Consider the following 26,503-nt stretch of genomic DNA (forward strand, 5'->3'; position numbering starts at 1 on the left):
ATTGCCCGTGTTCTTGAAGTACGTTAGGTCAAAGCTAACGACCGGGCGCGAATGGAACGTCGACATCTGCAGTACTACGTCGCACTGGCCGAGGAGCTGCATTTCGGACGCGCGGCGCTGCGCCTGGGTATCGCTACGCCGACGCTGAGCGTGCAGATCCAGGAGATTGAGCGTCGCCTGGGTACGCCCTTGTTTGATCGCAGTCGACGCGAGGTCACGCTGACCTCGGCCGGCGCGATCTTCCTGGCCGAAGCGCGCAACGTGCTGCGCCAGTTCGAGCAGGCAGAGGCCGTGGGCCGCCGTGCGGGTCGCGGCGAGATCGGCAGGATCGAGATCGGTTACGTGGGTTCGGCGGTCCATGCGGGCGCGCTGCAGGAGCAGTTGCAGCGGTTCCGCAGCGCCTCGCCCGATGTCGCCCTGCAGGTGGGTGAATGGCCGATGGCCGACCTGCCGGACCTGCTGCTGGACGGTCGTATCGATATGGTGTTCTGCCGCCTTCCGATGGAGGTTCCAGATGCGCTCGGTTCGCACATCCTGATCGAAGACCAGTTCTGCGTAGCGTTGCCGGCATCGCACGCGCTGGCCCGCGCGGCGTTGCCGGTGCAGCCGGAGCTGCTGGCAAAGGAGGCGTTCATCATGCCGGAGCAGCCCGCAGGCACGCTGGAAGTCGCCCGCCGTGGCGGATTCGTGCCGGACATCCGCTCCCGTCCCGGCCATCTTGCCGCCGTACTTGCCCAGGTCTCGGTGGGTGATGGGGCGGTGGCGATCGTGCCGTCGGTACTGCAGCGGACACTGTTGCTGCCGGGCGTGGTGTATCTGCCGATCGCCGGGCCGGTCATCGCCTCGACCATCGCTGCGCTGTACCGTGAACAGGAAACAGCGCCGGTGGTCCGCCGGCTCATCGAGCAGGTGCGGTGCACGCCCTCCAGACGCATCGACATGCTGCCCTTGCGACAGTAGCTACGCCCACGCTTTCACTTCCTCTCCCGTACACGCGGGTAGGGTGATGCGGCCTGGAGTCACCAGGCCTATCAAGGAGTGATATCGATGCGAGCCATCAGGAAAGTGATCGCTGCTGCAGTGTTTGCACTTGCGTGTACCGGTTCGGTGGCGGTGGCCGGTCCGGTCCAGCCGTGTGACCTGCCGTGCTGGAAGGCCTACCAGGCCTGCGTGGCCGGCGGTGCTGATGCCATGGAGTGCCAGTTCGAATACGATCGCTGTGTCATGGACAGGTGCGGCGCCATCTGAGGCCTGCATACCGTTCGCATTGGGGGGCCCGATCCATGGGCCCCTTTCCACCCGGCCGCAGCACGTGGACCGCGGTCGTGATCGCCTGGAGCCACCACATGGCTGTAAAACGCGTCGTCGCCAACATCGCCAGTGCCGATCCTGCGCAGGCAGCCGCGTTCTACGGCGACATCCTTGGCATGGACATCCTGATGGACCACGGCTGGATCGTCACCTACGGCGGGCAGGGCACCGCACTGGCACAGCTCAGCGTCGCCAGCGAAGGCGGATCGGGTACGCCGGTGCCGGATCTTTCGATCGAGGTGGACGACCTGGATGATGTACTCGAACGCCTGCGACACGCCAACATCGCTCTTGAATATGGCCCGGCCGAAGAACCATGGGGCGTGCGTCGCTTCTACGTGCGCGACCCGTTCGGTCGCCTGTTGAACATCCTCGCCCACGTCTAGCCAGCGCGTACCCGACTCAGCGGCGCTTTTTCGCAGGTACCGCCGCCACGCCGACCATGCGCAGGCAATCGGCGACCACCGCAGCGATGAACGCCTCGGGTGACTGTTCGGGTGCGGCGATCAGATCGTCCGTGGCGCCATGCACGCCGGCGTAGATCAGCGAGGCGGTGACCCGTGGCGCGGGCAACGACCACAGCCCTGCCTCGATACCGCTGTCGAGGATTGCCGACAACTGCTGCTGGATGGCGTTGCGGTCGGCGTTGCCGCGTTCGTGGTGATGGTGATTGGCGTAGACCACGTCATGCAGCGCATGCGTGCGCGCATAGATACGGATATTGGCCTCGATCCAGGCGCGCAGGCGGGCCTCGCCGGCGGTGGCCGGATGCTGCTCGACTGCCAGTTCCACTTCAGCCAGGAAGCGTTCGGTATAGCGCTTTGCCAGCGCCTGCAGGATTTCGCCCTTGGACGCGAAGTACGTATAGAACGTTCCCTTGGCGACGTCGGCTGCAGCCACGATGTCGCTGATGGTGGTCGCTTCCACGCCGCGCGACAGGAACAGCGCCTCGGCAGCGTCCATCAGCTCCTCCAGGCGGATCTCTGCGGGTTTGGTGCGGGACTTGGCTGACGCGTGCGGAGGAATCATCGGCGGCAATCCGGACTGGAAGAGGGTGGGCGCCATTCTAAGGCGCGGACAGCATTGACTGACCGCCAGTCATTGACCGACGGTCAGTCAATGATTAATGTATGCGTCGATGTTCCTTCTGGGTTTTCCGGCATGCAACGCTTTCGACGCCCAGCCCTGGTGCTGGCGGCCTATCTCGGTACCTTCCTGGCGTCGTTGGACATCAGCATCGTCAACGTCGCACTGCCGACACTGCAGACCGCACTGCGGACCGACATCGCCGGGCTGCAATGGGTCATCAACGCCTACGCGATCGCACTGTCGGCGTTCATGCTGTCGGCCGGTCCGCTGGGCGATCGACATGGCCAGCGGCGGGTGTGGCTGGTCAGTGTCGCCACCTTCATCGCCGGCTCGCTGGTATGTGCCTGTGCCGGCAGTCTGCAGGTGCTGGTGATGGGACGTGCGATCCAGGGAGTAGCGGGTGCACTGCTGATTCCCAGCGCAATGCCGATCCTCAGCCATGCCTTTCCCGATCCCCGGCAGCGGGCAAAGGTGATCGGCGGCTGGTCGGCCTTCAGTGCCTTGGCGCTGGTGCTGGGGCCGCTGCTGGGCGGTGTGCTGGTGGAGCGTGCAGGATGGCCGAGCATCTTCCTGATCAACCTGCCACTGGGGTTGCTGGCGATCGCGCTCGGCGCCTGGGGCATTCCCGAGCGACGGCACCCGCAGCATGCCGCGCTGGATCCGGCGGGACAACTGCTGAGCATCGTGGCGTTGGCGGCGCTGAGCTATGGACTGATCGGCATCGGCGAGCATGGAGTGGCGGCGCCTCGAACCGTACTGGCGCTGGCCCTTGCCCTCACCGGCCTGGTGGCCTTCGGCTGTGTGGAACGACGGGTCGCGCGCCCGCTGTTGCCTCTGGACCTGTTGGCCGATCATCGCTTTCGCCTGCTCAACGTTGCGTCCTTCGTGCTGGGCTTCAGCGCTTACGCCAGCCTGTTCTTCCTGTCGCTGTTCTTCCAGCAGGTGCAGGGCGGCAGCGCCGCCGACGCGGGGCTGCAACTGGCGCCACAGTTCCTGATGATGGGTGGAGTCTCGCTGCTGTTTGGCCGCATTGTCGGGCGGATTGGCTTGCCGGCAGCGCTGGTGACCGGCTACGCACTGGCCGGCATTGCCCTGTGTGCGATGCCAGGCCTCGATGCCAGCAGCACGCGCGCACATGCAACGCTCCTGCTGTTGCTGCTGGGGGCCGGCATGGGGCTGGCGGTGCCCGCGACGGGCATGGCCGTGATGGGCCACGTGCCGCAGGAGCGCGCGGGTATCGCTTCGGCAACGATGAATGCACTGCGCCAGGCGGGAATGAGCGTAGGCATCGCGCTGCTCGGCAGCGTGATGAGCCAGCGCGCCGTGCAGCACCTCGCTGCAGCTGCCCATGCCGCTGGCCAACCGCAGGTGGCGCTGCAAGCGCGGCTGCTCATCTTCGAACCTGCGGTGGCGTCCAGTTCACCGCACCTGCTGGGCTATTACCGCGCGGCGATGGCCAGTGGGTTCGGCTGGGCAATGGCCCTGGCCGGTGCGCTGGCGGTGCTGACAGCCTTTGCCCTGCATCGCCGGTATGTGGCGCAGTGACCCAACAACTCAGCCTTGTTGACCGCTGCCAGGCTTGCCGGGCATGTCCTGCCGTTGCAGCTGCTGTTGCTGGCGGGCACTGGCATGCCGTGCATGCCCACCTTCGCGCCCGATCGCGGCCATGTGCTGGCGATCCTGGCTGATCACTTCGCCTCCCTTGCGGCCCGCCACGCGGGCCTCATCCGGGCTGAATTGGTGCGCATTGCCGGATGCGTGTGCGGCGCGTCCGCCTTTCGATGCGATCGCGCGCTGTTTGTCCTCGTCCATCGAGGCGAAGCCACGATTGCTGCTGCCAGTATGTGAGTTGGCCATTGCCAGTCTCCGGATGTGGAATGGGATGCCGCCATCAGCGACGGCTTCATGCTCCACATCGCGGGCTAACGGCAGGTGGACGTCGGCCCCATTGGACTCACATGTCCTGCGCATGCGTTTGACAACCGGTTATCGCGCAGGGAGCGCCGAGATCAGCAGCCGGTCACCGCGGCAGACATCGGTGTTGCTGTACAGGATGCGGCGCCCATCGTTGAAGGAGATGCGCAGATCGACGCGGCAACCGGTTCCGCGCAGTGCCACGGTCGCCTGGCCGCCACCTCCCGCGATGGGCCCGGCCAATGCCAGGGCATGGAATGCGTTGGTTTCACTCGCCGCGACTTCCACCGACGTGGCAGCTGCATGGGCGCGGTTGATCAGGGTCAGGTAGTGCAGTGGCGCAGCAGGCGCGCTGGCGGCAATGCACAACAGGCTGGCAGCGAGCAGGGTGCGGGGCAGGTGCATGAGGGATCTCCGTTGGGGACATCGCCATCTGGCGGTGGAGGCCACGCGCCTGCAATCGATCCGGGACGAATCGTCGCGACAGCAGGACCAATCGCAATCGGTCATCGCCGCGCTTCATTGCCGGCCATGCTGTGCCTAAGATGGCGCTGGCCCGCTCCGGGCACCGGGACGCATGCAATGAAGATCCGCCTTGGCCATACCCAGATCGACGTGCTGCGTTACCTGCTGCTGTGGCTGGCGGTTGCGTTCGCCTTCACCCTGCAGAGGGTGTTGAGCCACAGCCTGCAGGGCCAGTCATTTCCGTTCGAGGTCTACCTGCGCTGGTCGATGATCCAGTGGTTCACCTGGGCGGCGCTGGCGCCGCTGGTGTTCGCCCTGGGCGAACGCTATCCGCTGCGGCCCGAGCGAAGGCTGGCCGGTATGGGCATGCAGCTGCTGGCCAGCGCGGGAGTAACCGGGCTGGCGATGGTGGTGGGAGCCCTGGTGTCCACCTGGTTCGAGCCCAGCAGCTTTGGCGAGCAGCTGTGGTACTTCATTGCCCAGCATTTCGCGATGGGCCTGCTGACCTACTGGGCCCTGTTCGCGATCCAGCAGGCGCTGCATTTCCAGCAGGAAAAGGTGCGCCGCGAGGTCGAGGCAAGCAGGTTGGCGACCGAGCTGGCGCAGTCGCGGTTGCTGGCGTTGAAGTCGCAGCTGCAGCCGCATTTCCTGTTCAATACGCTGCACGCCATCATCACCCTGCTGGATGAAGACAAGGCCAGTGCCGAAGACATGCTGCTGCGCCTGAGCGAGCTGCTGCGTGCCTTTCTGGAAGACTACGACGGCCAGGAAATCAGCCTGCGCCAGGAACTGGAGTTGATCGAGCTGTACCTGGGCATCCAGCGCACGCGCTTCAAGGATCGCCTGCACAGCCGCATCTACGTCGCACCGGAACTGCTGGATGGCGCGGTTCCAAGCCTGATCCTGCAGCCGCTGGTGGAAAATGCGCTGCGCCATGGCATCGGCCGCAACCTTGGCGAAGACACCATCGAGATCGAGGGCCGCCGCGACGGTGACATGCTGTGCATCGAGGTGCGCAACCAGAACAGCACGCTGCAGCAGCCCGGGGCGCCAGGTGGCCATGGTATCGGCCTGTCCAACACGCGGCTGCGCCTGCGCGAGCTGTATGGCGATGCGGCCGAGGTGCGCCTGGACCTGCTCTGGCCGCAGGGTGTGGCCTGCCGGGTCCGGTTGCCACTGCGCATACTGGACGATGCCGATGACGCTCCCGAGTTTGTCGTGCACGGCAGCGCCGCATGAGCTTGAGCGTGCTGGTGGTGGACGATGAGCCGATCGCCCGGCGCGCGGTGACGCGCCTGCTGCACGGCGATGCAGACATCGACAGCGTGGCCGAGTGCGGTGACGGAGTGTCTGCTGTGGCAGCCATCCGCGCGCAGTCGCCGGACCTGGTGTTCCTGGATGTGCAGATGCCTGGCATCACCGGCCTGGACGTGCTGGCCACCATCGGCGCCGCGCGGATGCCGGCCACGGTATTTGTCACTGCCTACGAGCAGTATGCGGTTCGTGCATTCGAAGCCAACGCGCTGGATTACCTCGTCAAACCCTTCAGTCGCGAGCGTTTCGCGGCCACGCTGCTGCGCGCGAAATCCCGGCTGGCCCAGGCCGCCAATGCGGCCGACAACACGCGCCTGCTGCAGGCGCTGGATGTGCTGCGCAGGCGCGAGGATCATCTGCAGCGTATCGCCGTACGTGATGGCGAGGCAGTGCTGCTGGTGGCGGTGCAGGACATCCTCTGGATCCGCGCCAATCGCAATACGGTGCAGCTGCATCTGGCCGATCGCGTGCATGAGCTTCGCGAAACCATGAACAGCCTGGCTGAACGGCTTGATCCCCGGCATTTCGCCCGGGTGCATCGCTCGGCCATCGTCAACATAGCGCGGGTCAGGACGATCCACCCCTGGTTCAACGGCCATCACGTACTCACCCTGGAGAACGGCCAGCAGCTGCGCATGAGCCGCTACCAGAACGAAGCCTTCCTGCGGCTGGTGTCGGCCCGCTCGGAGGCGTGAGTGCCTGTTGCCGGGTCAAGCGCCGCCGACCCGCCGACGATGGCATGCAGAATGTCATCGGTTCCTATCGCCGATGCCATCGGGCTTGCCTAGAATCGGGATATCCCGGTAGGTCCCGGGCGCTGTCGAGTGAATGGATTCAATGAAGATTCTGTTGACCGGAAGTTCCGGGCGGATAGGGCGCGCGATCTTCGGTGCGCTGGCGGGTACCAATGAAGTGGTGGGGCTGGATCGCAGTCCCTTCGCCACCACGCGCGTGATTGCCGATGTCACCGATCGCCGAGCGCTGGAACGCGCCGTGCAGGGGGTCGATGCCGTGATCCACACCGCGGCACTGCACGCACCCCACGTGGGCCTGGTACCCGACGCGGTGTTCCAGCAGATCAACGTGGAGGCCACCGCGAACCTGCTGCAGCTGGCGCGCGAGGCTGGCGTGCAACGCTTTGTGCTGACCAGCACCACGGCGTTGTACGGCCATGCCGTGGTATCCGGCGGCTGCCGTTGGATCGACGAGGACACCGAGCCGCTGCCACGCACGATCTACCACCGCACCAAGCTGCAGGCCGAGGCCGCTGCCGAAGCGGCGGCCAGTGCAACATTCACCGTGCGCGTGCTGCGGATGGCACGCTGCTTCCCCGAGCCGCCTGATCGCATGGCGATGTTCCGCCTGCACCGCGGTATCGACGCGCGCGACGTGGCCAGCGCGCATGCCGCGCTGCTTCACGATGAAGGCGCGGCCTTCCAGCGCTACCTCGCCTGTGCGCCGACGCCTTTCCGGCGCGAGGACTGCCTGCAGCTGGCGGCCGATCCGCGCCAGGTGCTGGCGCGCCGCGCACCGCAGCTGCTGGCCGAGTTCGAGCGCCGTGGCTGGCCGTTGCCGCTCAGCATCGACCGGGTCTATGACAGCAGCCGGATGCGCGCAGCGCTGGGCTGGCAGCCGCGTTTCGGTCCCGAGGACGTTCTGCAGCAGTACGCCGCGGGCAGCATCGAGGTCCTGCCCCGTGCGGAGTGGATCCGCGACCGCGTGGCCGAGTAGCCGAGTAGCACGGCCCGCTGTCGACGGCCGCAGCTGAGCAGGTTCAGGTTTGTGCGTGCGGTGGGCCTCAACCTCGCCCGGCCATGGCCGCTAACCCGGTGCGCGCTTTCCTGCGCCGGGTTCCGATCCGGCAGGGCAGGCGGCCCGCGCGATGGATCGCGCATCTGCGCGGTGCCCTGGTGGCACCGGTCGACCTGAACTGCCTGCGGATCCTCCCATGTCTTCTTCCCGTTCCGTCGCTGCCCGTCGCCCCGGCAGCATCGCCCACAAGCTGATGCTGGGCACCGCGGTGATCGCGTTGCTGTGCTTCGGCGCGACCGCGTTCCTGATTTATCACCAGGCCAGTTCGGCGCTGGTGTCGTCCTCGCGGCAGACCATGGCCAGCGAAGCCCGTGCCGAGGCACGCCAGGTGGCTGCCGACCTGGGCACGGCCTTTGCCAGCAACGATGCAATGGTGGAAACCGTGCTGGCCCAGCGTGCGCGCGGTGATGCGCCTGATCGCGCCAGCCTGGCCAACGTCATCGGCGAGCAGCTGCACGCGCACCCGGAATGGCTGGGCAAGAGCACCATGTGGGAGGCCAATGCCTTCGACGGCAAGGATGCCGAGTTCGTCAACAGCGAGGCGCACGACGCCACCGGCCGCTACATGAGCTACTGGGCCTGGCAGGACGGCAAGCCGCAGCAGTCGACGATGACCGACTACACCGAGACGCCCAGCGGCTCGGGCAACTGGTACATGGTGCCCAGCCGCGACAAGCTGCCGCTGGTCAGCGAACCGTATGCCTACGACATCGGCGGCAAGCAGGTGCTGATGAGCACGCTGAGCACGCCGATCGTCGAGAACGGTACCTTCCTCGGCGTCTTCACCGTCGACTTCTCGCTGGACGCGCTGCAGAAGCACCTGGCCACGCTGACGCCGATGGGTGCCGGCCGTGTCGAGCTGCTGTCGCCGAAGGGCGTGGTGCTGGCCTCGGCCGATGCTGCCGAGATCGGCAAGGCGCGCACCGATGCCGCCACCCTCGGCATGCTGGCGCAGATCGCCGCCGACAAGACCTACGAAGCGTTCGAGCCCGACGCTGCCGGCAACGTCCGCCTGTACGTGCCGTTGCAGGTGGGGGACGCGCCGCAGCGTTTCGCGCTGGGTGTGGTGGTGCCGCACGCGGTGATCATCGCGCAGGCCCGCGAGCTGCTGTGGATCATCCTGCTGGTGGGTGTGGTGGCCGCGCTGGTGCTGAGCGGCGGTGTCTACCTGCTGCTGCAGCGGCTGGCCGTGCGACCGCTGGCGCAGGCGGTGCGCATTGCAGGCGATGTTGCTGCGGGCAAGCTGGATACCGCCATGCCGGCGCTGGGCAACGATGAAGTGGGCCGCCTGCTGGACGCGATGCAGGGCATGCGTGGCCAGCTGCAGGCGGTGATGGCCGCACAGGCGGAAATGGCGCGCCGCCATGATGCCGGTGAAATCAGCTACCGCATGGATGCCTCGGTGTTCCCGGGCGAGTACGGCCGCATGGTGGCCGACAGCAACCAGCTGGTGGCCGACAGCAACGCGGTCACCCAACGCCTGGTTGAAGTGATGCAGCGCTACGCGGTGGGCGACCTGAGCGTGGACATGGACGCACTACCGGGCGAAAAGGCGGTATTCACCGCTGCCATGGCAACCACCAAGAGCAACCTGGCGGCCATCAACGAGCAGATCCAGCAGTTGGCCGCAGCGGCGGCGGCAGGCGATTTCGCGGTGCGCGGCGATGCCCAGCGCTTCGAGCATGACTTCCGTCGCATGGTGGAAACCCTGAACAACATGATGCAGGTCAGTGACCACAACCTGGCCGCGCTGTCGACGCTGCTGCGCGCCATCGCCGCCGGTGACCTGAGTACACGGATGGAGGGTGACTTCCACGGGGTGTTCGCGGTGATGCGCGATGATGCCAACAGCACCGTGCAGCAGCTGACCCAGATCGTCGGCCAGATCCAGCAGTCCGCCTCCAGCATCCGCCTGGCCGCAGGTGAGATCGCTTCCGGCAACAGCGACCTGTCACGCCGCACCGAGCAGCAGGCGGCCAACCTGGAAGAAACCGCCGCGTCCATGGAGGAACTCACCTCCACCGTGCGCCAGAACGCCGATCACGCCCTGCAGGCCAACAAGCTGGCGGCCTCGGCCGCGGGCGTTGCCAGCGAAGGCGGGCAGGTGGTCAGCCAGGTGGTGCAGACCATGGAGCAGATCGAGACCTCTTCGCAGCGCATCGCCGAGATCATCTCGGTGATCGATGGCATCGCCTTCCAGACCAACATCCTGGCATTGAACGCGGCGGTGGAAGCGGCGCGTGCGGGCGAGCAGGGCCGCGGTTTCGCGGTGGTTGCCAGCGAAGTGCGCGCGCTGGCGCAGCGCTCGGCGGGCGCGGCAAAGGAGATCAAGGAGCTGATCGACGCCTCGGTCGGCCATGTCGGTGCCGGTGCGCAGCTGGTGCATGGCGCCGGCCGCACGATGCAGGAGATCGTCGGCCAGGTCGGCCGGGTCAACGAGATCATGGCCGAGATCTCGGCCGCCTCGCGCGAACAGTCGGCCGGTATCGAACAGGTCAACCAGACCGTGGTGCAGATGGACGAGACCACCCAGCAGAATGCTGCGCTGGTGGAAGAAGCCACGGCGGCGGCACGGGCGATGGAAGAGCAGGCCGAGCAGCTGGCGGTGGCGGTGTCACGCTTCCGCCTGCAGGCTGACGCCCGGCCGCACGCATCGCTGCGTGCAGCTTGACCCAGGCCGTGAACGAAGACGCCCGGCCAAGGCCGGGCGTCGATGTGATGCTGCGCTGCTGAGCGCTGGGGCTTAGAACATGCCTTCGAAGGGGTTCCAGCTGGTGTTGCCCTTCACCTGTTCCAGGTAATAGCTGTAGTTGGTGCTCGACGCCACCAGGAAGTTCATCGCGATGAACAGTGCACGGGCCACGATGTCCGGCAGCACCAGGCTGACCGCGATCAGCACGATGTTGATGCCGATCACCACCAGCGCCTTGCGCCACATGCCCAGGATGAACAGATAGATCGCGCCGAAGAAGAAGGCGAAGAAGTTCAGGTTGATCTTCAGGCGGTCGCCGAAGGACAGCGCCTTCCACGCCTGCTTGAAGCCGGGCTCCTTGGGGGCGCCGTGCTGCTGGAAGAAGTTGAAGCGGAACTGCCACTTCGGACTGAAGCGGGTGAGGTCGACGGTGTTCATGTGAGTAGGGACTTCCCTGTTAGGAAAACGTTTTCATGATAAGTGAGTCACATTCAGCAAACCAGCTTGGAGCGTCAAAAATGTGACGTTCCTACGGCAAAGGGCTTGCGTCCCGGTGCCGCACCGTCACCCATCCGCCTTGTTTTTAGGATAGGGTGCGCAGTTCCGCTGCCACCCCGGTGTTTCACGGGTAGCTGCGGTATGTCCATGGAGGTTGCATGACCACACCTGCTACACCGGAAAACGCACCCGGACCGGTGCTCCTGCCGACACCCGAAGTGGTGCAGGCACAACAACTGCTCGCCCGCCAGCAACTGGCGGTGGCGATGGACCGTGCACGCATCGCGGCCAGCCGCGACGCTGCACCGGCTGTGCTGGAAAACGACTGAGCCTGAAAAAGCCCCCCACGATCGCGCTGGCCTGTTGCCAGCGCGATCGCAGTGCGCATCAGAAGCGCGCGGTCATGCTGAGGAAGTAGCTGCGGCCGGCGACGAAGTAGTCGGTGGAGCCGTCGGCGTACAGCTTCTTGTCGGCCAGGTTGCTGACGCCACCACGCAGGGTCAGCACCTCGTTGACGTTCCAGGCAGCGGTCAGGTCATACAACGTGTAGGCCTTCAGGAAGGTGCTGACCACGCCGGTCTGCTTGCCGGTGTACTGCGCCGACAGGCTGCTGGAAAACACCGTGTTCGGCGTCCAGTCCAACGACGAATAGCCTGAGAACTCAGGGGTGTCGATCAGGTTGCGGCCGGTGGTCAGGTTCTTGGCTTCCTTCATCCAGGTCGCCGAGGTGCGCCAGCGCCAGTGATCGCCGAAGCGGAAGTTGAGGTTGCCTTCCATGCCGCTGGTGCGCGCGCGCTGCACGTTGCTCATGCGCGTCCACCAATAGCCGTTGAACTTGCCCAGCGCTTCATACTCGATCTTGTTCTTGAAGTCGGTATGGAAGTAGGTCAGGCCGGCGTCGACCAGATCGTTGTCGAAGCTGACGCCGATCTCACGGTTGGTGCTGGTTTCCGGGTCCAGGTCCGGATTGCCGGCCATGTAGCAGCCGCCGCGGGTATAGCCCAGCGGGATCAGCGAGGTGCAGCCGCGGCCGCCGGACTGGGTCGCCGCGCTGGGCGAATTCTCGGTCAGGCTCGGCGCGCGGAAGCCCTTGGAGACGCCGCCACGGATCGTCCACTGCTCGCTCGGGTGCCAGACCAGGTAGGCACGTGGACTGACATGGCTGCCGAACTGTTCATGGTGGTCCAGGCGCGCGCCCAGGGTCAGGGCCAGGGTGCGGTGCAGCTTCAGCTCGTCTTCGACGAACAGCGCCCAGGTGTCCACTTCCAGGCTGGAGCCGACCACCGGTTTGCCTGTGTAGTCGATCGGTGCCTGGCCGATGGTGTCGGTGTTGGTCAGCTCCTGGCGCTTCCATTGGCCGCCCACCGCGAACTGGTGGTCCACGCCCAGGGTGAAGGGGGTGCTCAGGCTGCCTTCGATGATCGTATCGGTTGCCTCGGAGCGACCGGTGGCGCCGATGTCGTTCTTGTACTCGGTCCAGTACGCGCTGAGCTTGGAGGTACCGAAATCCCACTTGCCGTCATGGTTCAACGCCAGCGAACTGCGCTTGAGTTCACTGGCACCCCATGCGCCTTCGTCCTGCTTTTCCAGCGCCTGGGCGATGAAGGCCTGCTGCACGCCGTGGCCCGCTTCCAGCGACACTTCCTGTGCCTCGCTCAGTTTCCACTGCAGCAGCGCGTCGACATTGCGGTCCTTTTCGCCGGCATAGGCATTGCCATACACGCCGCCGTTGGACCGGTCCGAGTCGCGGCGCATGCTGTTGGCACCGATGCGCAGGCCGAAGCGCTCGCCCAGCGGGCCGGAGAAGGTCGCGCCGATCTGCTGGGTGTCGCCACGGTCGCCATCCTGCGGCCGGGTGTAGCTGTGGGTGGCGCTGCCGTTCCAGCTGTCACCGATGCGCTTGGTGATGATGTTGATCACCCCGCCCATCGCGTCCGAGCCATACAGCGAGGACATCGGGCCGCGCACCACTTCGATGCGCTCGATCTGGTCCGGAGAAATCCAGTTCAGGTCCTGGCGGCCCAGGTCGGGGCGATAGTTGGTCGAGGCCGAGCTGCCCATGCGCTTGCCGTCCACCAGCACCAGCGTGTAGTTGGACGGCATGCCGCGCAGCTTGATCTTGGACTGCTCACCGGCGGCGCTGAGCCCACCGGTCACGCCCGGAATGCGGCTGAGCAGGGTGGCCAGGTCGTGCACCGGCTGGCGTTCGATGTCTTCGCGGCTGATCACGCTGATGCTGGCCGGGGCATCCTTGATCCACTGCTGGTTGCCCGAGGCGGTGACCACCACGGTATCCAGGTCCTTGGTCGAGGCATCGGCGCTGGCTTCAGCGGCGGCGAGGGCGGGCAGGGTCAGCAGGCAGGCGGCGGCCAGAGCACTGGCCAGGCGGGTGCGCGACAGGCGCGCGGAACGAAGAGGGGACATGACGGCTTCCAAGGGAGAGGAGAGACCCGGTGGAAGCAGCAGGCGCTCGCAGACAGCAGGCAGCCACCCCTTCCCTGGGTCGTCGGGCGCGCGGAAGGTCCGGCGCAGCTGGGTGGGTCCGGTGCGCGGAGCGCGGCGACCTGCCTGGTTAACGGAATGATAACCGTTCTCGTTTGTTACGATCCAGTACTTTTCGGGATGAATGGACATTCCCTGGCCGCGTGCCGCGGTTCGCCTGCTGATTGCTGAATGGGGAGATTTCCCGGCGTAGACCTTCGCACCCGGCTTACATTCGGGGCCATAGACTGAGCCGCATTTTTCGATTCCGCCCCGTTGGAGATCGTGTGGGTTCCGGTAGTGACAGACATCGACTGCGCGGCATGACGCCGTGGCAGACAGGACAAGTGCGGACGCCGGGAATGCGTGCCAGGAACCTTGGTGCATGCAGCCTGGCCGGGACGGCCGGTCCTGCGGCCTGCAGGGAGTAGGCGGCCATGGGGAGTGAAACCATCGACGCGGAACCGGTCACGGCCGGTCCTGACGCGGGCTGGGCCCTGCTGCCGGCCGAAGCACCGCTGGTGATGCCCGAACAGACGCTGCGCGAAGGCGCGCTGAAAGTCCGGCGCCATCGCACCTCGCCGCGCATGATCGGGCTGCGTCGCCTGTACATCCTCGGCGGCACGGTGGCGATGACCGCCGTGGCCACCCGGATGATGTGGCGGGTGCTGTCCGGCAACGGCATCAGCGTGCTGGAGGCCTGCCTGCTGGTGCTGTTCGTCGGCCTGTTCGCGTGGATCGCGTTGTCCTTTGCCAGTGCCGTGGCCGGCTTCCTGACGGCCGTGTTCGACCGGGGCTACCGCCTGGGCATCGATCCGGACAAGCCGTTGCCGACCGTGCACAGCCGCACCGCGCTGCTGATGCCCACCTACAACGAAGACCCGCGCCGGCTGCTGGCCGGCCTGCGCGCGATCTACGAATCGGTGGCGGCCACCGGCCAGCTGCAGCGTTTCGATTTCTTCGTGCTCAGCGATACCCGTCGCGAGGACATCGCGCGTGCCGAAGAGCAGGTGTTCGCCGAGCTGCGCGAGCTGGTGCCCGATGGCCAGGCGCGGCTGTTCTATCGCCGCCGTGGTGACAACAGCGCGCGCAAGGCCGGCAATATCGCCGACTGGGTACGCCGCTTCGGCGGTGCCTACCCGCAGATGCTGATCCTGGATGCCGACAGCCTGATGACCGGTGACAGCATCGTGCGCCTGGTGGCCGGCATGGAGCACAACGCCGACGTCGGCCTGATCCAGACCCTGCCGTCGGTGATCGGCGGCCGCACTCTGTTCTCGCGCATGCAGCAGTTCGGCGGGCGCGTGTACGGCCCGGTGATCGCCCGTGGCGTGGCCTGGTGGCACGGTGCCGAAAGCAATTACTGGGGGCACAACGCGATCATCCGCACCCGTGCCTTCGCCGACCACGCCGGCCTGCCGGAACTGCCGGGGCGCAAGCCGTTCGGCGGCCACGTGCTCAGCCATGATTTCGTGGAAGCAGCGCTGATGCGCCGTGGTGGCTGGGCTGCACACATGGTTCCCTACCTGGGCGGCAGCTACGAGGAAGGCCCGCCGACGCTGACCGACCTGCTGGTGCGCGATCGCCGCTGGTGCCAGGGCAACCTGCAGCACGGCAAGGTGGTGGGCAGCCGTGGCCTGCACTGGATCAGCCGCGTACACATGCTGATCGGCATCGGCCATTACTTCACCGCACCGATGTGGGCGATGCTGATGCTGATCGGCATCGCCATCCCGTTGTTCCAGGAAGGCATCGATTTCAATGCGCTGCTGCACCTGTCGCCCAGCGTGTACTGGCGCGCGCAGGATGAAGAACAGGTGGTGCGCCTGTTCGCCGCCACCATGGCGGTACTGCTGATGCCCAAGGTGCTGGGATACCTGGCAATGCTGCTCGACCCGGTCGAACGCCGTGGCTGCGGTGGCGCGATCCGCGCATTCCTGTCGATGCTGGTGGAAACCGTGCTGGCCGCACTGATGGCGCCGGTGGTGATGTACGTGCAGTCTCGCGGCGTGGCCGAGGTGCTGTCCGGGCGTGACTCGGGCTGGGATGCCCAGCAGCGCGATGACGGTGGCATCTCGTGGATTTCGCTGGTGCGCGGCTACGGCGGCCTGGGCGTGTTTGGCGCCTTCATGGGCGTGCTGGCGTGGGCGGTGTCGCCCTCGCTGGCGGCCTGGATGGCGCCGGTGGTGATCGGCATGGTGCTGGCGGTGCCGGTGGTGGCACTGACCTCGCTGCGCGGGCCGGGTGCCTTCCTGCATCGTCTCGGCCTGCTCGACATCCCCGAAGAGAACATCCCGCCGCCGGTGCTGGTGCGCGCCGCACAGCTGCGCCGGGAAGCGGCCGAGCAACCGCCGCTGTACTGATCGCACCGTGCCAGCGGCATAATGCGGCTCGAACGTACAGGAGCCGCAACATGCTGCAAACGGTGGAACAGGAAACCGGCGCCTCGCCGCAGTGGTCGGTGATCTGGCTGCACGGCCTCGGTGCCGACGGCCATGATTTCGCGCCGATCGTGCCCGAGCTGGTGCGCCCGCACTGGCCGGCGCTGCGCTTCGTGTTCCCGCACGCACCGGTGCGGCCGATCACGATCAACAACGGCGTGCCGATGCGCGGCTGGTATGACATCGTCGGCATGGACTTCCGCTCGCGTGCCGACATGACCGGCGTGCAGGAGTCGGTGGTGCAGCTGGATGCCCTGATCGCCCGCGAGATCGAACGCGGCGTCGCCGCCGATCACATCTTCCTGGCCGGCTTCTCGCAGGGTGGGGCGGTGATCCTCAGTGCCGCGCTGGCACGCACTGCACCGTTGGCCGGCCTGATCGCACTGTCGACCTACCTGCCGGATGCCGAAAGCGCGTCGCGCGTCGATGGCGCAGTGGACGTGCCGGTGTTCATGGCCCACGGCAGCAGCGATCCGGTGATCCCGCAGGCAGTGGCCGCGCACAGCGCCGAGAAGCTGCGCGCGCTTGGGCTGGACGTGCAGTGGCACAGCTACCCGATGGCCCACCAGGTCTGCGCCGAGGAAATCGACGCGCTGGGCGACTGGCTGCAGGCACGCCTGGGCGTCGCCTGAGTCATGGCCGCGAGCGCTGCCACCCCGTGGATGCCGGAACTGTGCCGCCTGCCGCGGTTGGCAGCCATGCTCGGCCTGGCCGAACTGGTGGTGGTGGTGCTGGCGCTGGCGCCCGATGGCAGCCGGCATTGGACGATGGGTGAACTGGCCTCGGCCAGCGGCTTCGCACTGTGGCTGGCGCTGGCGGTCACCGCCAGCCTGTGCCTGCTGCGGCAGGCGCTGTCGAAGCTGCCGGAAATGCTGGGTGCTGTCGCCGCCGTCGGCCTGGCCGCGCTGATCGCCATCCTGTGCGCGGGCATCATCCATGCCCTGTATGCCGTGCTGGGCGACAACTTCGCGCGCGGTATCGGCTTCTGGCGCTTCACCCTGGGCAGCGCGGCCACCACGGCACTGATCACCGCATTGGCGCTGCGCTACTTCTATGTCAGCGACCGCTGGGCGGCGCAGGTGCAGGCCAATGCCCGCGCGCAGGCGGACGCCCTGCAGGCCCGCATCCGCCCGCACTTCCTGTTCAACAGCATGAACCTGATCGCCAGCCTGCTGCATCGCGACCCGGCGGTGGCCGAGCGTGCCGTGCTCGACCTGTCCGATCTGTTCCGCGCCGCGCTGGGGGCGGGCGAGGGCGATTCGACCCTGCGCGATGAGTGCGAACTGGCCGAGCGCTATCTGTCGATTGAATCGCTGCGTCTGGGCGATCGCCTGCGGGTGCACTGGCAGCGCGATGAACCCCTGCCCTGGGATCTGCCGATGCCGCGGCTGGTGCTGCAGCCGCTGGTGGAAAACGCGGTGCTGCATGGCATCTCGCGCCTGCCCGAAGGCGGCACCATCGAGCTGCATCTGGCCTGTGTGGGCAGCGAGCTGCAGATCCGCGTACGCAATCCCGCGCCCGATCCGCAGGTGCCCGGGCTGGCCCTGGCGCAGGGAGCGGGCCATGCCCAGCACAGCATCGGCCACCGCCTGACCTGGCGCTTCGGCCGCGCCGCGCGGATGACGGCTGGCTGGAGCGAGGGCTACTATGCCTGCCAGGTGACAGTGCCGATCCAGTGAGGGGACGATCGTGAGGGTAGTCATCGCCGATGACGAACCGCTGGCGCGCGAGCGCCTGCGCAGCCTGTTGGCCGCGCAGGAAGGGGTGGACGTAGTGGCCGAGGCCGGCAACGGCGAGCAGGCCCTGCACGCGTGCGCCGAACTGCAGCCGGACCTGGTCCTGCTGGACATCGCCATGCCCGGCCTGGACGGGCTGGAAGCGGCCCGCCATCTGGCCAGTTTCGAGCCGAGGCCGGCCGTGGTGTTCTGCACCGCCTACGATGCGCACGCGCTGTCGGCGTTCGAGGCTGCGGCCATCGATTACCTGATGAAGCCGGTGCGCGCCGAGCGGCTGGCGGCGGCGATCGCCCGCGCCCGCACTTTCCTTGCCGGCCGTGACGGCCAGCCCCAGCACACTGGCGGCCAGGCCCGCAGCATGCTGTGTGCCCGCCTGCGTGGCAGCCTGCGATTGATTCCGCTGGACGACATCCACTACCTGCAGGCCGAAGAAAAGTACGTGGTGGTGCATCACGCACGTGGCGAGGACCTGATCGAGGAATCGTTGAAGTCGCTGGAGGAAGAGTTCGCCAGCCGCTTCGTGCGCATCCATCGCAACTGCCTGGTGGCGCGCCATGAGCTGGTGGAACTGCGGCGTGGCAGCGGAGGCCAGGTGCAGGCGGTGCTGCGGCATGGCAAGCAGCCGCTGGAAGTGAGTCGGCGCTGCGTGGCGACGTTGAAGCAGGAATTGCGGCATCTGTGAGTGTTCCGCGCGGCCTGCGGCCGCGACTGCTTCGACAGCAACAGCAACAGCAACAGCGGGTCATGGCTCGGTGTTTCTACGTGCTGGGTTGGGCCGGGGTGGGGTGGCGGGACACGCCGTAAACCCATCCATGGGGGCTCGATGGCGCCATCCATGGCGCCAACGGTCCCGCCACCCCACCCCGGCCCAACCCTCTCGCGGTCCACTGCGTCGGACGGCAAAGGCATTGTTGTTATCGGGTGGGGAGAAAAATGTAGTGCCGAGCTACGCTCGGCTCCGAGCGAAGCGACCCGCTTTTGCTCTGCTTTTCTTTTGATCTTCCGTGGCTGACGCACACGGAAACTGTCAGAGGCCGGGCGGGGTGGGTGCGCGGGGGTGTCCGCGGCATGGATGCCGCGGCCAAGCCCCCAGGGATGGGTTTACGGCGTCCCCCGCGCACCCACCCCGCCCGGCCAAGCACGGCTGTTGCTTGCACGACCACACAAGCCACGAGGGGCTCCGCCGTTGGCCGTATCCCGCCGATAGGCGCGATAATGACCGGATGGAAACCGTCCGCATCGCCACCCGCAAGAGCCCGCTCGCCCTTTGGCAGAGCGAACACGTCGCCGACCGCCTGCGCCAGGCACATCCCGATCTGCACGTGGAACTGGTGCCGATGAGCACCCGCGGCGATGAAGTGCTTGATCGCTCGCTGGCAGCCATCGGTGGCAAGGGCCTGTTCCTCAAGGAACTGGAACTGGCCATGCTGCGGGGCGAGGCCGATTGCGCGGTGCATTCGCTGAAAGACGTGCCGATGGAACTGGATGCGCCGTTCGCGCTGCCGGCGATGCTCACCCGGCACGATCCGGCAGACGGCTTTGTCTCCAACCTGTACGCATCGTTGGATGCGCTGCCGATCGGTGCGCGCGTCGGTACCTCGTCACTGCGCCGCCAGGCCCAGCTGCGCGCGCTGCGCCCGGACCTGGAACTGCTGGACCTGCGCGGCAACGTCAACACCCGCCTGGCCAAGCTCGACAACGGTGGCTACGACGCCATCGTGCTGGCCGTGGCTGGGCTGGAGCGGTTGGGCCTGGGGGGGCGCATCGTCGCCCGCCTGCAGCCGCCGCAGTGGTTGCCGGCACCGGCGCAGGGCGCGGTGGCGGTGGAGTGCGATGGCGGCAACGCCGCGCTGATGGCGCTGTTTGCAGGCCTGGATGACGCCGCCACGCGCGCCTGTGTGGAAGCGGAGCGGGCCATGAACCGCGCGCTGCACGGCAGCTGCCATGTGCCGGTGGCGGCGATCGCGCAGTGGCAGGGGCAGGATCTGCACCTGCAGGGTCTGGTCGGCAGTGCCAGTGACGGCCGCGCGGTGCGTGCCGACGCCGTGGGCCCGGCCAGTGACCCGGAAGCGCTGGGCCAGCGCGTGGCGAAGATGCTGCTGGAGGCGGGTGCCGGCGAGCTGCTGAACGTCTGAGTTCGCTGGATCGTGCCCACCAAGGTGGGCACCTACCGGAAAAGAAAACGGGCGCCTGGCGCCCGTTTCGCTTACTTGAACTTGTAGACCACGTTCATCGTGGTCAGCGTATCGGTCTTGCGCTTGTCCACGGCGACGTCGCTGTTGTAACGCGCCTGCCAGCCGGCCTTCAGCGCCAGGTGCTCGTTCATGCTCACCGAGACACCGAAATCGTTCTGGCCGAAGGTGTTGTATGAACCCGATTCGACCAGCAGGGTGTTGATCAGGTCGGTGTTGTCGGTCAGCGAGTACTTCAGGTCGAACAGGCCACGACCGATCAGGCCGGTGCGGGTACGGTCGTCCTCGGTGCTGTGGGTGCGGCGCACACCGGGGCCGATCTGCGCGTCGAACGAGAAGCGCTCGGTGTTCCACAACCGGGTGCCGTAACCCAGACCGAACGAGCTCTGCCGATCGTAGGTGGCGAAATCATCACGCTCGGTACGTACCGTGGCGGTCAGCTGGCGATGTTCGCCCAGCTGCAGCGCGCTGCCAGCACTGCCGGTGTAGCGGTTGGCGGTGGTGTTGTTGCGGCGGGTGGTGGTGCCGTCGTCGCTGGTCTCGATCACCTTGGAGCTGGAGCGCAGACCGAACAGGTCCATGCTGTGCACCCAGTCGCCATCGGTATAGCGCAGGCGCAGGCGGCCGTTGAAGCTCTCGGTGCTGCTGTTGCCACGGGCCGACGCGAAGCCGAGTTCGCCACCACTGCCACTCCACGGCGAGGACATCGCCGCCAGTTCGGAGGCATCCTGCGCATACGCCAGCGGGGCGCAGAGCAGCAAGGGGACCAGCAGGGACACGCGCAGGGACATCGAGGCTTCTCCGAAGCGATTGGCAGCCGGTGATGATACTGGAAGCGTGATGACCGTCCGAATCGCCCGTCCCGCCTGCTTCAGCAGGCGTTGCCGGTGCGCCCCATTCAGGGCAGATCGACCTGCAGGGCCGGATCGTTGAAGCGCGAGTAGCGCAGCCGCAGCTGGAACGGTTTGCCGTTGTTGTGGCCACTGCGCACGATCTGCCGTGGCAGGCCCTGCGCATCCACCCAGTACTCCAGGCCTTCACCGGCGGTGGCGCCGCGCAGGCGGTAGTGGCGCGTGCTGACGCCATCCAGCGTCTGCTCGCCCAGGTCTTCGGCCTGCAGGGCCTGTGCGGGGATATCGGCGGGCAGCGGGCTGCGCCATTGCTCCAGCAACCCCGGTGGGGTCGGCACCTGGCGGATCGCATCGTCGGCCTGCAGGAACATGGTGTCGCCGATGATCACCTGCGGCCCGGCGGGGGTCTGCACCCGGAAGCGATCCGGGGCGACGAAGTCCATCGCGGTACGCACCGGTTGCTGCGCGCCCAGCACCTCCAGCTCGGCGTGGAAGCTGCGCAGGGCGGCAAACCTTTGGCTGGCAGACAGCACCGCCTGTGCCGGATCGGCAGCGGGGACGGGCGTTGCAGTACCGGTGGGCGCCGGTGCGCGGTCGCAGGCGGCCAGCAGCAGGCAGGCCAGCAGGGGCAGGACAGACAACCGGCGCATCGGGCGCTCCGCAGGGCAGGGGGCGCCCACGATAGCCCAATCGTCCGCCACAACGCCCGAGACTCGGACATAATCGGGGGCATGGACCGATACGAACGCATCACCGCCCTGCATCGTCTGCTCAAGTCCGCACGCTATCCGGTGACGGTGGCGACCCTGCAGGACAAGCTCGGTTGCTCCCGGGCCACCGTCTACCGCGACCTGGCGTTCCTGCGCGATGCGCTGATGGCGCCGATCGAGGGCGATGGCGAGGCCGGCTTCCGCTACATGGCCGACGAGAGCGACCGCTTCGAGCTGCCCGGGCTGTGGCTGAGCTCGGAGGAGCTGCACGCCCTGCTGGCCTCGCAGCACCTGCTGGCCCGTACCGGCGGCGGCGTGCTGTCTTCGGTGCTGGCGCCGCTGCAGCAGCGCATCGAGAGCCTGCTGGCTGCCCAGGCAGGTGTTTCCAGCTGGCCGGTGGACCGGGTCCGGGTGATTCCGCACCGTGGCCGCAAGTTCGATGAAGCCAGCTTCCGTTCGGTCGCCTCGGCGGTGCTGGAGCGCAAGCAGCTGGGCTTTGAATACCGTGCCCGCTCGACCGACGAAGCGACCAAGCGCACGGTATCGCCGCAGCGGCTGACCCATTACCGCGACAACTGGTATCTGGACGGCTGGGACCATGATCGCGAGGCCCTGCGCAGCTTCGCGGTGGACCGCATCTACAAGGCGCGGGTGATCGACAGCACCGCCCGCGATGTCGCCGACAGCGAGCTGGACGAGCAGCTGGGTGCCAGCTACGGCATCTTCTCCGGTGCTCCCAAGGGCTGGGCAACCATCCTGTTCAGTGCCAAGGCCGCACGCTGGGTGGCCGACGAGCACTGGCACTCCAAGCAGCAGGGCCGCTTCCTCGCCGATGGCCGCTACGAACTGAAGGTGCCTTACAGCGTGTCGCGCGAACTGTTGATGGACGTGTTGCATTACGGGTCCGATGCCGAGATCGTCGAGCCGATGATGCTGCGCGAGCAGGCCAAGGCATTGCTGGAACTGGCCCTGACCAACTACGAAAAATCCTGACACCTCCCCCCCGAGATCGATTGCGCCCATGAAGAAGACCCTGTTGCTGCCCCTGTTCGCCGCTGCGCTGGCACTGACCGCCTGCGGCAAGTCCGGCGAGCCTTCGCAGAAGCTGGTGGTGGCCGCCACCGCCGTGCCGCACGCCGAGATCCTGGAAGTGGTCAAGCCGATCCTCAAGCAGGAAGGCGTGGAGCTGGACGTGCGCGTGTTCAACGACTACGTGCAGCCCAACGACCAGCTGGTGCAGAAGCAGGTGGATGCCAACTACTTCCAGACCGAGCCGTACCTGGACGCCTACAACCGCGATCGCAAGACCGACCTGACCAAGGTGGTGGGCGTGCACATCGAGCCGTTCGGTGCTTACTCGCGCAAGATCAAGTCGCTGGCCGAGCTGCGTGAAGGGGCCGATGTGGTGATCCCCAACGACCCGAGCAACAACAGCCGTGCGCTGATCCTGCTGCACAAGGCTGGCGTGATCGAGCTGAAGGACCCGACCAATGCGCTGGCCACGCAGCGCGACATCGTGTCCAACCCGAAGAACCTGAAGTTCCGCGAGCTGGATTCGGCCATGCTGCCGCGCGTGCTGGACCAGGTCGATCTGGCCCTGATCAACACCAACTATGCGCTGGATGCCGGCCTCAACCCGACCAAGGACGCGCTGGCGATCGAGAGCAAGGACTCGCCGTACGTGAACTTCCTGGTTGCCCGCCCGGACAACAAGGACGACGCCCGCGTGCAGAAGCTGGCCAAGGCGCTGACCAGCCCGCAGGTGAAGACCTTCATCGAGACCAAGTACAAGGGCGCGGTGCTGCCGGCGTTCTGACTGCCGATCGCCGGGCATGGCCCGGCGCTACGGCCGTTCTGGCCATGTGGTAGTGCCGGCCGCTGGCCGGCAATCTGCAAACGCCGCCAAAGATCATGGGGTTGCCGGCCAGCGGCCGGCACTACCGTCAATCGACGTGGAAGGCGAGGGTGGCGGCCACGGCCTGCTGCCACCCTGCGTAGAGCTTCTCGCGCCGGGCTACCGCCATCTGCGGTTCGAAGCGGCGATCCAGCCCCCACTGTGCCGCGATCTGCTCGCGGCTTTCCCAGAAGCCGACCGCCAGCCCCGCCAGGTAGGCCGCACCCAGCGCGGTGGTCTCGGTCAGGCGGGGGCGCAGCAGCGGCACGCCGAGGATGTCGGCCTGGAAGCCGGCGAGGAAGTCGTTGCCGATCGCACCCCCATCGGCGCGCAGTTCACTGAGCGAGATGCCTGCGTCTGACTGCATCGCGTCCAGTACGTCGCGGGTCTGGTAGGCCATCGCCTCCAGTGCTGCCCGCACGAAGTGCGCCTTGCGGGTGCCACGGGTCAGGCCGAACATCGCGCCGCGCACGTCGCTGCGCCAATAGGGTGCACCCAGGCCGACGAAGGCCGGCACCAGATACACCCCCGCGCTGTCCGGCACCTGTGCGGCCAAGGCCTGGCTGTCGGCGGCGCGATCGATCATGCGCAGGCCGTCGCGCAGCCACTGCACCACCGAGCCGGCGACGAAGATCGATCCTTCCAGCGCGTACTCCACCTTTCCATCCAGGCCCCAGGCAATGGTGGTCAGCAGGCCATTGCGCGAGCGTACGGCCTGCGTGCCGGTGTGCATCAGCATGAAGCAGCCGGTGCCATAGGTGTTCTTGACCATGCCCGGCTGGAAGCAGGCCTGGCCGAACAGCGCAGCCTGCTGGTCACCGGCGATGCCGGCGATCGGGATCGGATGGTCGAAGAAGAACTGCGGGCGCGTGTGCGCATACACCGAACTGGAATCACGCACCTGCGGCAGCATCGCGCGCGGGATGTCCAGCAGTGCCAGCAGGTCATCGTCCCATTCCAGGGTATGGATGTTGAACAGCAGCGTGCGCGCGGCGTTGCTGTAGTCGGTCACGTGCGCCTGGCCGCCGCTGAGATTCCACACCAGCCAGCTGTCGATGGTGCCGAACAGCAGCTCGCCGCGTTCGGCCCGCTGCTGCGCGCCTTCGACGTGATCGAGGATCCAGCGGATCTTGGTGGCCGAAAAATAGGCGTCGATCAGCAGGCCGGTGCGCTCGCGGATCAGCGCTTCGTGGCCGCCGGACTTCAGCCGCTCGCAGATCGCCTGGCTCTGCCGCGACTGCCAGACGATGGCGTTGTGGACCGGCTGGCCGCTGGCGCGGTCCCAGACCACGGTGGTTTCGCGCTGGTTGGTGATGCCCAGCGCCGCGATGTGGCGGGGATCTATCTGTTCGCGGCTGAGCAGTTCGGTGATCGTGGCGTAGACGCTGGTCAGGATCTCGCGCGGGTCATGCTCGACCCAGCCCGGCTGTGGAAACAGCTGGGCGAACTCGCGCTGCGCACTGCCGACGGTGTCGCCGGCGCGATCGAACAGGATCGCGCGCGAACTGGTGGTTCCCTGGTCGATGGCCAGCACGTAGCGGGGCGTCATGCAGCGTCTCCAGTGGCGATGTTGAAATCGTAATGCATCGGCGGCGCCGGGCTGCGCCTGGCACTACCGGCAATGTGAATCCATCCACGCCTGCAGCCGTGCCGCCTGCGCCGCATCCATCTGCAGCCCCAGCTTGCTCCGTCGCCACAGTACATCCTCGGCGCTGCGGGCCCACTCGTGGTCGCACAGGAACGCGACCTCGCGTGCGTGCAGGCCCGCGCCAAAGTCTTCGCCCAGATCGAGCAGGCTGTGCGCGCCGTGCAGCAGATCAACGCTGCGGCTGCCATAGGCGCTTGCCCAGCGTCGCCGTGTGGCTTCGGGCAGCCAGGGGGCCTGCTGCTGCAGGTGCTGCCGTGCCTGCCCGGCATCACCCCAGTCGCTGCCGGGCAACGGGTCGCCTGCCGCCGTCCAGGCCGGACCTGCGGGCGGCAGATGGGGGCGCAACAGATCCAGTGCTTCCTCGGCCAGCACCCGATAGGTGGTCAGCTTGCCGCCGAGCACGTGCAGCGCGGGCGCACCGTCGGCGTCCAGCTGCAGGCGATAGTCGCGGCTCAGTTTCGCCGCGCGCGGGTCCGGGTCGGCCAGCAACGGTCGCACGCCGGCAAACTGCCAGACCACCTCGGCAGCTGTGATCGGGTCGCGCAGGTAGCCGTTGGCCGCGCTGCACAGGTAGTCCACTTCCGAGGGCAGCACACTGCAGCGTGCGGGGTCACCGCGATAGTCGGTGTCGGTGGTGCCGACGAGCAGATGGTCGTGGAAGGGCAGCAGGAACACCACGCGGCCGTCGGGCTGCTGCAGCAGGCAGGCCCTGTCGTTCGGCCAGGGGCGGCGCAGCACGATGTGGCTGCCCTGTACCAGGCGCAGCGCAGGTCCGCCGCTGCGGGCGTGCATGCGCTCCAGCAGGCCGCCAGCCCAGGGGCCTGCGGCGTTGGCCACCGCCCGCGCCTGCACGGTCTGCTGATGGCCTGAGATGTCTTCCAGTACGACGCGCCAGCGCCCGTGCTCGCGGCGCAGATCCACGCAGCGCGTGCCGGTCAGGATGCGTGCACCCCGTCGCGCAGCGTCAAGCGCATTGAGGATGACCAGCCGCGCATCATCCACCTGCGCATCGGCATAGCTGAAGGCCTGCCGCAGCTGGGGCGACAGCAGCGCGCCGAGCGGATCGTCGTGCAGATCCACGCCGCGCGACGCAGGGAAGGCGGGGCTGCGCCGGCCCAGGTGGTCGTACAGCCAAAGCCCGAGGCGCAGCATCCAGCGTGGACGCAGGTGGGGTTGCCACGGAAGCACGAAACACAGCGGTCGCACCAGGAAGGGCGCCTGCCGGCGCACCACCTCGCGCTCGCCCAGCGCCTTGCGCACCAGGCCGAACTTGCTCTGCTCCAGGTAGCGCAGGCCACCATGAATCAGCTTGCTGCTGGCGCTGGAAGTGTGCGCTGCCAGATCGTGCTGTTCGCACAGCAGCACCTTCAGGCCACGGCCACTGGCATCACGGGCGATGCCGGCACCGTTGATGCCACCGCCGATCACCAGCAGGTCGACCTCGTCCATCGCGCC

25 protein-coding genes are annotated in these 26,503 nt (G+C 67.0%); 16 read left to right on the forward strand and 9 right to left on the reverse strand.

The genetic code is table 11. The annotated features are described in order from the left end of the window. Nucleotides 1-51: 51 nt before the first annotated feature. From H3005_RS00510 to H3005_RS00515, 3 genes are all read left to right on the forward strand, one after another. Nucleotides 52-960 carry a LysR substrate-binding domain-containing protein gene (locus H3005_RS00510; protein WP_191077382.1) on the forward strand — a complete coding sequence of 303 codons (909 nt, stop codon included), beginning with the start codon at nt 52-54 and terminating at the stop codon, nt 958-960. Between the two features lie 87 nt (nt 961-1,047). Beyond that, nucleotides 1,048-1,248: a hypothetical protein gene (locus H3005_RS21105; RefSeq protein ID WP_331273719.1), complete on the forward strand. Its 201-nt coding sequence runs from the start codon at nt 1,048-1,050 to the stop codon at nt 1,246-1,248. A 98-nt stretch (nt 1,249-1,346) separates the two neighbouring features. Next, a complete protein-coding gene (locus H3005_RS00515) occupies nt 1,347-1,697 on the forward strand; it encodes a VOC family protein (protein WP_191077383.1) in 351 nt (116 codons plus the stop codon). A gap of 16 nt (nt 1,698-1,713) precedes the next feature. On the opposite strand, the gene H3005_RS00520 is transcribed toward H3005_RS00515, so the two are convergent. Beyond that, a complete protein-coding gene (locus tag H3005_RS00520) occupies nt 1,714-2,274 on the reverse strand; it encodes a TetR/AcrR family transcriptional regulator (protein WP_223879985.1) in 561 nt (186 codons plus the stop codon). Nucleotides 2,275-2,472: 198 nt separating this feature from the next. Between H3005_RS00520 and H3005_RS00525 the strand changes: the two genes are divergently transcribed. Beyond that, nucleotides 2,473-3,945: an MFS transporter gene (locus tag H3005_RS00525; RefSeq protein ID WP_191077385.1), complete on the forward strand. Its 1,473-nt coding sequence runs from the start codon at nt 2,473-2,475 to the stop codon at nt 3,943-3,945. Nucleotides 3,946-3,954: 9 nt separating this feature from the next. Here the strand turns inward: H3005_RS00525 and H3005_RS00530 are convergent, their stop codons facing one another. Continuing rightward, the gene (locus H3005_RS00530) at nt 3,955-4,257 is read right to left on the reverse strand and encodes a KGG domain-containing protein (RefSeq protein WP_100553644.1); all 303 of its coding nucleotides are present in this window, start codon (nt 4,255-4,257) and stop codon (nt 3,955-3,957) included. Nucleotides 4,258-4,386: 129 nt separating this feature from the next. Then, the gene (locus H3005_RS00535) at nt 4,387-4,719 is read right to left on the reverse strand and encodes a hypothetical protein (protein ID WP_191077386.1); all 333 of its coding nucleotides are present in this window, start codon (nt 4,717-4,719) and stop codon (nt 4,387-4,389) included. A gap of 177 nt (nt 4,720-4,896) precedes the next feature. Here H3005_RS00535 and H3005_RS00540 point away from each other — a divergent pair, with 177 nt between their 5' ends. The 4 genes from H3005_RS00540 to H3005_RS21090 all read left to right on the forward strand — a co-directional run bounded on the left by H3005_RS00540 (nt 4,897) and on the right by H3005_RS21090 (nt 10,576). Beyond that, on the forward strand, nt 4,897-6,018 hold the full coding sequence (locus tag H3005_RS00540; RefSeq protein ID WP_191077387.1) for a histidine kinase: 1,122 nt from the start codon (nt 4,897-4,899) through the stop codon (nt 6,016-6,018). Then, a complete protein-coding gene (locus tag H3005_RS00545; RefSeq protein ID WP_191077388.1) occupies nt 6,015-6,788 on the forward strand; it encodes a response regulator in 774 nt (257 codons plus the stop codon). The genes H3005_RS00540 and H3005_RS00545 overlap by 4 nt, the downstream gene beginning before the upstream one ends. Nucleotides 6,789-6,930: 142 nt before the next feature. Then, nucleotides 6,931-7,824: an NAD(P)-dependent oxidoreductase gene (locus tag H3005_RS00550; RefSeq protein WP_191077389.1), complete on the forward strand. Its 894-nt coding sequence runs from the start codon at nt 6,931-6,933 to the stop codon at nt 7,822-7,824. A 217-nt stretch (nt 7,825-8,041) separates the two neighbouring features. Beyond that, nucleotides 8,042-10,576: a methyl-accepting chemotaxis protein gene (locus tag H3005_RS21090; RefSeq protein ID WP_191077390.1), complete on the forward strand. Its 2,535-nt coding sequence runs from the start codon at nt 8,042-8,044 to the stop codon at nt 10,574-10,576. A gap of 72 nt (nt 10,577-10,648) precedes the next feature. Here H3005_RS21090 and H3005_RS00560 read toward each other — a convergent pair whose 3' ends face one another. Continuing rightward, nucleotides 10,649-11,035 carry a DUF2628 domain-containing protein gene (locus tag H3005_RS00560; protein ID WP_025879013.1) on the reverse strand — a complete coding sequence of 129 codons (387 nt, stop codon included), beginning with the start codon at nt 11,033-11,035 and terminating at the stop codon, nt 10,649-10,651. A gap of 218 nt (nt 11,036-11,253) precedes the next feature. Here H3005_RS00560 and H3005_RS00565 point away from each other — a divergent pair, with 218 nt between their 5' ends. Next, nucleotides 11,254-11,424 (forward strand): hypothetical protein, encoded by a 171-nt coding sequence (locus tag H3005_RS00565; protein ID WP_162887695.1) that lies wholly within the window; start codon nt 11,254-11,256, stop codon nt 11,422-11,424. A gap of 58 nt (nt 11,425-11,482) precedes the next feature. Here H3005_RS00565 and H3005_RS00570 read toward each other — a convergent pair whose 3' ends face one another. Continuing rightward, entirely contained in the window at nt 11,483-13,519 is a 2,037-nt protein-coding gene (locus H3005_RS00570; RefSeq protein ID WP_191077391.1) for a TonB-dependent receptor, read from the reverse strand. 494 nt (nt 13,520-14,013) lie between these two features. Here H3005_RS00570 and mdoH point away from each other — a divergent pair, with 494 nt between their 5' ends. From mdoH to hemC, 5 genes are all read left to right on the forward strand, one after another. Next, entirely contained in the window at nt 14,014-15,939 is a 1,926-nt protein-coding gene (mdoH, locus tag H3005_RS00575) for a glucans biosynthesis glucosyltransferase MdoH (RefSeq protein WP_100553637.1), read from the forward strand. A 50-nt stretch (nt 15,940-15,989) separates the two neighbouring features. Next, nucleotides 15,990-16,649 carry an alpha/beta hydrolase gene (locus tag H3005_RS00580; protein ID WP_100553636.1) on the forward strand — a complete coding sequence of 220 codons (660 nt, stop codon included), beginning with the start codon at nt 15,990-15,992 and terminating at the stop codon, nt 16,647-16,649. A 3-nt stretch (nt 16,650-16,652) separates the two neighbouring features. After that, on the forward strand, nt 16,653-17,696 hold the full coding sequence (locus H3005_RS00585) for a sensor histidine kinase (RefSeq protein ID WP_180165501.1): 1,044 nt from the start codon (nt 16,653-16,655) through the stop codon (nt 17,694-17,696). A 10-nt stretch (nt 17,697-17,706) separates the two neighbouring features. After that, a complete protein-coding gene (locus H3005_RS00590; protein ID WP_025879008.1) occupies nt 17,707-18,435 on the forward strand; it encodes a LytTR family DNA-binding domain-containing protein in 729 nt (242 codons plus the stop codon). A gap of 541 nt (nt 18,436-18,976) precedes the next feature. Then, nucleotides 18,977-19,888, forward strand: coding sequence for a hydroxymethylbilane synthase (gene hemC / locus H3005_RS00595; RefSeq protein WP_100553635.1), 912 nt, complete (start codon nt 18,977-18,979; stop codon nt 19,886-19,888). Nucleotides 19,889-19,959: 71 nt separating this feature from the next. Here hemC and H3005_RS00600 read toward each other — a convergent pair whose 3' ends face one another. Continuing rightward, a complete protein-coding gene (locus H3005_RS00600) occupies nt 19,960-20,736 on the reverse strand; it encodes a DUF481 domain-containing protein (RefSeq protein WP_089237075.1) in 777 nt (258 codons plus the stop codon). Between the two features lie 107 nt (nt 20,737-20,843). Continuing rightward, the gene (locus H3005_RS00605) at nt 20,844-21,446 is read right to left on the reverse strand and encodes a hypothetical protein (RefSeq protein ID WP_191077392.1); all 603 of its coding nucleotides are present in this window, start codon (nt 21,444-21,446) and stop codon (nt 20,844-20,846) included. An 81-nt stretch (nt 21,447-21,527) separates the two neighbouring features. Between H3005_RS00605 and H3005_RS00610 the strand changes: the two genes are divergently transcribed. After that, nucleotides 21,528-22,499 carry a YafY family protein gene (locus tag H3005_RS00610; protein ID WP_089237071.1) on the forward strand — a complete coding sequence of 324 codons (972 nt, stop codon included), beginning with the start codon at nt 21,528-21,530 and terminating at the stop codon, nt 22,497-22,499. A gap of 28 nt (nt 22,500-22,527) precedes the next feature. Next, nucleotides 22,528-23,322, forward strand: coding sequence for a MetQ/NlpA family ABC transporter substrate-binding protein (locus H3005_RS00615; protein ID WP_025877387.1), 795 nt, complete (start codon nt 22,528-22,530; stop codon nt 23,320-23,322). Between the two features lie 127 nt (nt 23,323-23,449). Here H3005_RS00615 and glpK read toward each other — a convergent pair whose 3' ends face one another. Both glpK and glpD read right to left on the reverse strand, forming a co-directional pair. Then, complete coding sequence (glpK, locus tag H3005_RS00620) at nt 23,450-24,949, reverse strand: glycerol kinase GlpK (protein ID WP_191077393.1); 1,500 nt, start codon at nt 24,947-24,949, stop codon at nt 23,450-23,452. Between the two features lie 63 nt (nt 24,950-25,012). Next, nucleotides 25,013-26,497 carry a glycerol-3-phosphate dehydrogenase gene (gene glpD / locus H3005_RS00625; protein WP_191077394.1) on the reverse strand — a complete coding sequence of 495 codons (1,485 nt, stop codon included), beginning with the start codon at nt 26,495-26,497 and terminating at the stop codon, nt 25,013-25,015. Nucleotides 26,498-26,503 lie beyond the last annotated feature (6 nt).

This window comes from Stenotrophomonas sp. Br8 (assembly GCF_014763005.1).
Taxonomy (GTDB): Bacteria; Pseudomonadota; Gammaproteobacteria; order Xanthomonadales; family Xanthomonadaceae; genus Stenotrophomonas; species Stenotrophomonas lactitubi.

What these genes read in the sequence shown, in the direction of transcription:
- H3005_RS00545 (WP_191077388.1), top strand. Translation starts at nt 6,015, where the DNA reads ATGAGCTTGAGCGTGCTGGTGGTGGACGATGAGCCGATCGCCCGGCGC.
- H3005_RS00560 (WP_025879013.1), bottom strand. Translation starts at nt 11,035, where the DNA reads ATGAACACCGTCGACCTCACCCGCTTCAGTCCGAAGTGGCAGTTCCGC.
- H3005_RS00540 (WP_191077387.1), top strand. Translation starts at nt 4,897, where the DNA reads ATGAAGATCCGCCTTGGCCATACCCAGATCGACGTGCTGCGTTACCTG.
- H3005_RS00585 (WP_180165501.1), top strand. Translation starts at nt 16,653, where the DNA reads ATGGCCGCGAGCGCTGCCACCCCGTGGATGCCGGAACTGTGCCGCCTG.
- H3005_RS00510 (WP_191077382.1), top strand. Translation starts at nt 52, where the DNA reads ATGGAACGTCGACATCTGCAGTACTACGTCGCACTGGCCGAGGAGCTG.
- H3005_RS00570 (WP_191077391.1), bottom strand. Translation starts at nt 13,519, where the DNA reads ATGTCCCCTCTTCGTTCCGCGCGCCTGTCGCGCACCCGCCTGGCCAGT.
- H3005_RS00615 (WP_025877387.1), top strand. Translation starts at nt 22,528, where the DNA reads ATGAAGAAGACCCTGTTGCTGCCCCTGTTCGCCGCTGCGCTGGCACTG.
- glpK (WP_191077393.1), bottom strand. Translation starts at nt 24,949, where the DNA reads ATGACGCCCCGCTACGTGCTGGCCATCGACCAGGGAACCACCAGTTCG.
- H3005_RS00600 (WP_089237075.1), bottom strand. Translation starts at nt 20,736, where the DNA reads ATGTCCCTGCGCGTGTCCCTGCTGGTCCCCTTGCTGCTCTGCGCCCCG.
- H3005_RS00610 (WP_089237071.1), top strand. Translation starts at nt 21,528, where the DNA reads ATGGACCGATACGAACGCATCACCGCCCTGCATCGTCTGCTCAAGTCC.
- H3005_RS00605 (WP_191077392.1), bottom strand. Translation starts at nt 21,446, where the DNA reads ATGCGCCGGTTGTCTGTCCTGCCCCTGCTGGCCTGCCTGCTGCTGGCC.
- H3005_RS00565 (WP_162887695.1), top strand. Translation starts at nt 11,254, where the DNA reads ATGACCACACCTGCTACACCGGAAAACGCACCCGGACCGGTGCTCCTG.
- H3005_RS00515 (WP_191077383.1), top strand. Translation starts at nt 1,347, where the DNA reads ATGGCTGTAAAACGCGTCGTCGCCAACATCGCCAGTGCCGATCCTGCG.
- H3005_RS21090 (WP_191077390.1), top strand. Translation starts at nt 8,042, where the DNA reads ATGTCTTCTTCCCGTTCCGTCGCTGCCCGTCGCCCCGGCAGCATCGCC.
- H3005_RS00550 (WP_191077389.1), top strand. Translation starts at nt 6,931, where the DNA reads ATGAAGATTCTGTTGACCGGAAGTTCCGGGCGGATAGGGCGCGCGATC.
- H3005_RS00535 (WP_191077386.1), bottom strand. Translation starts at nt 4,719, where the DNA reads ATGCACCTGCCCCGCACCCTGCTCGCTGCCAGCCTGTTGTGCATTGCC.
- mdoH (WP_100553637.1), top strand. Translation starts at nt 14,014, where the DNA reads ATGGGGAGTGAAACCATCGACGCGGAACCGGTCACGGCCGGTCCTGAC.
- H3005_RS00520 (WP_223879985.1), bottom strand. Translation starts at nt 2,274, where the DNA reads ATGGACGCTGCCGAGGCGCTGTTCCTGTCGCGCGGCGTGGAAGCGACC.
- hemC (WP_100553635.1), top strand. Translation starts at nt 18,977, where the DNA reads ATGGAAACCGTCCGCATCGCCACCCGCAAGAGCCCGCTCGCCCTTTGG.
- glpD (WP_191077394.1), bottom strand. Translation starts at nt 26,497, where the DNA reads ATGGACGAGGTCGACCTGCTGGTGATCGGCGGTGGCATCAACGGTGCC.
- H3005_RS00525 (WP_191077385.1), top strand. Translation starts at nt 2,473, where the DNA reads ATGCAACGCTTTCGACGCCCAGCCCTGGTGCTGGCGGCCTATCTCGGT.
- H3005_RS00530 (WP_100553644.1), bottom strand. Translation starts at nt 4,257, where the DNA reads ATGGCCAACTCACATACTGGCAGCAGCAATCGTGGCTTCGCCTCGATG.
- H3005_RS21105 (WP_331273719.1), top strand. Translation starts at nt 1,048, where the DNA reads ATGCGAGCCATCAGGAAAGTGATCGCTGCTGCAGTGTTTGCACTTGCG.
- H3005_RS00580 (WP_100553636.1), top strand. Translation starts at nt 15,990, where the DNA reads ATGCTGCAAACGGTGGAACAGGAAACCGGCGCCTCGCCGCAGTGGTCG.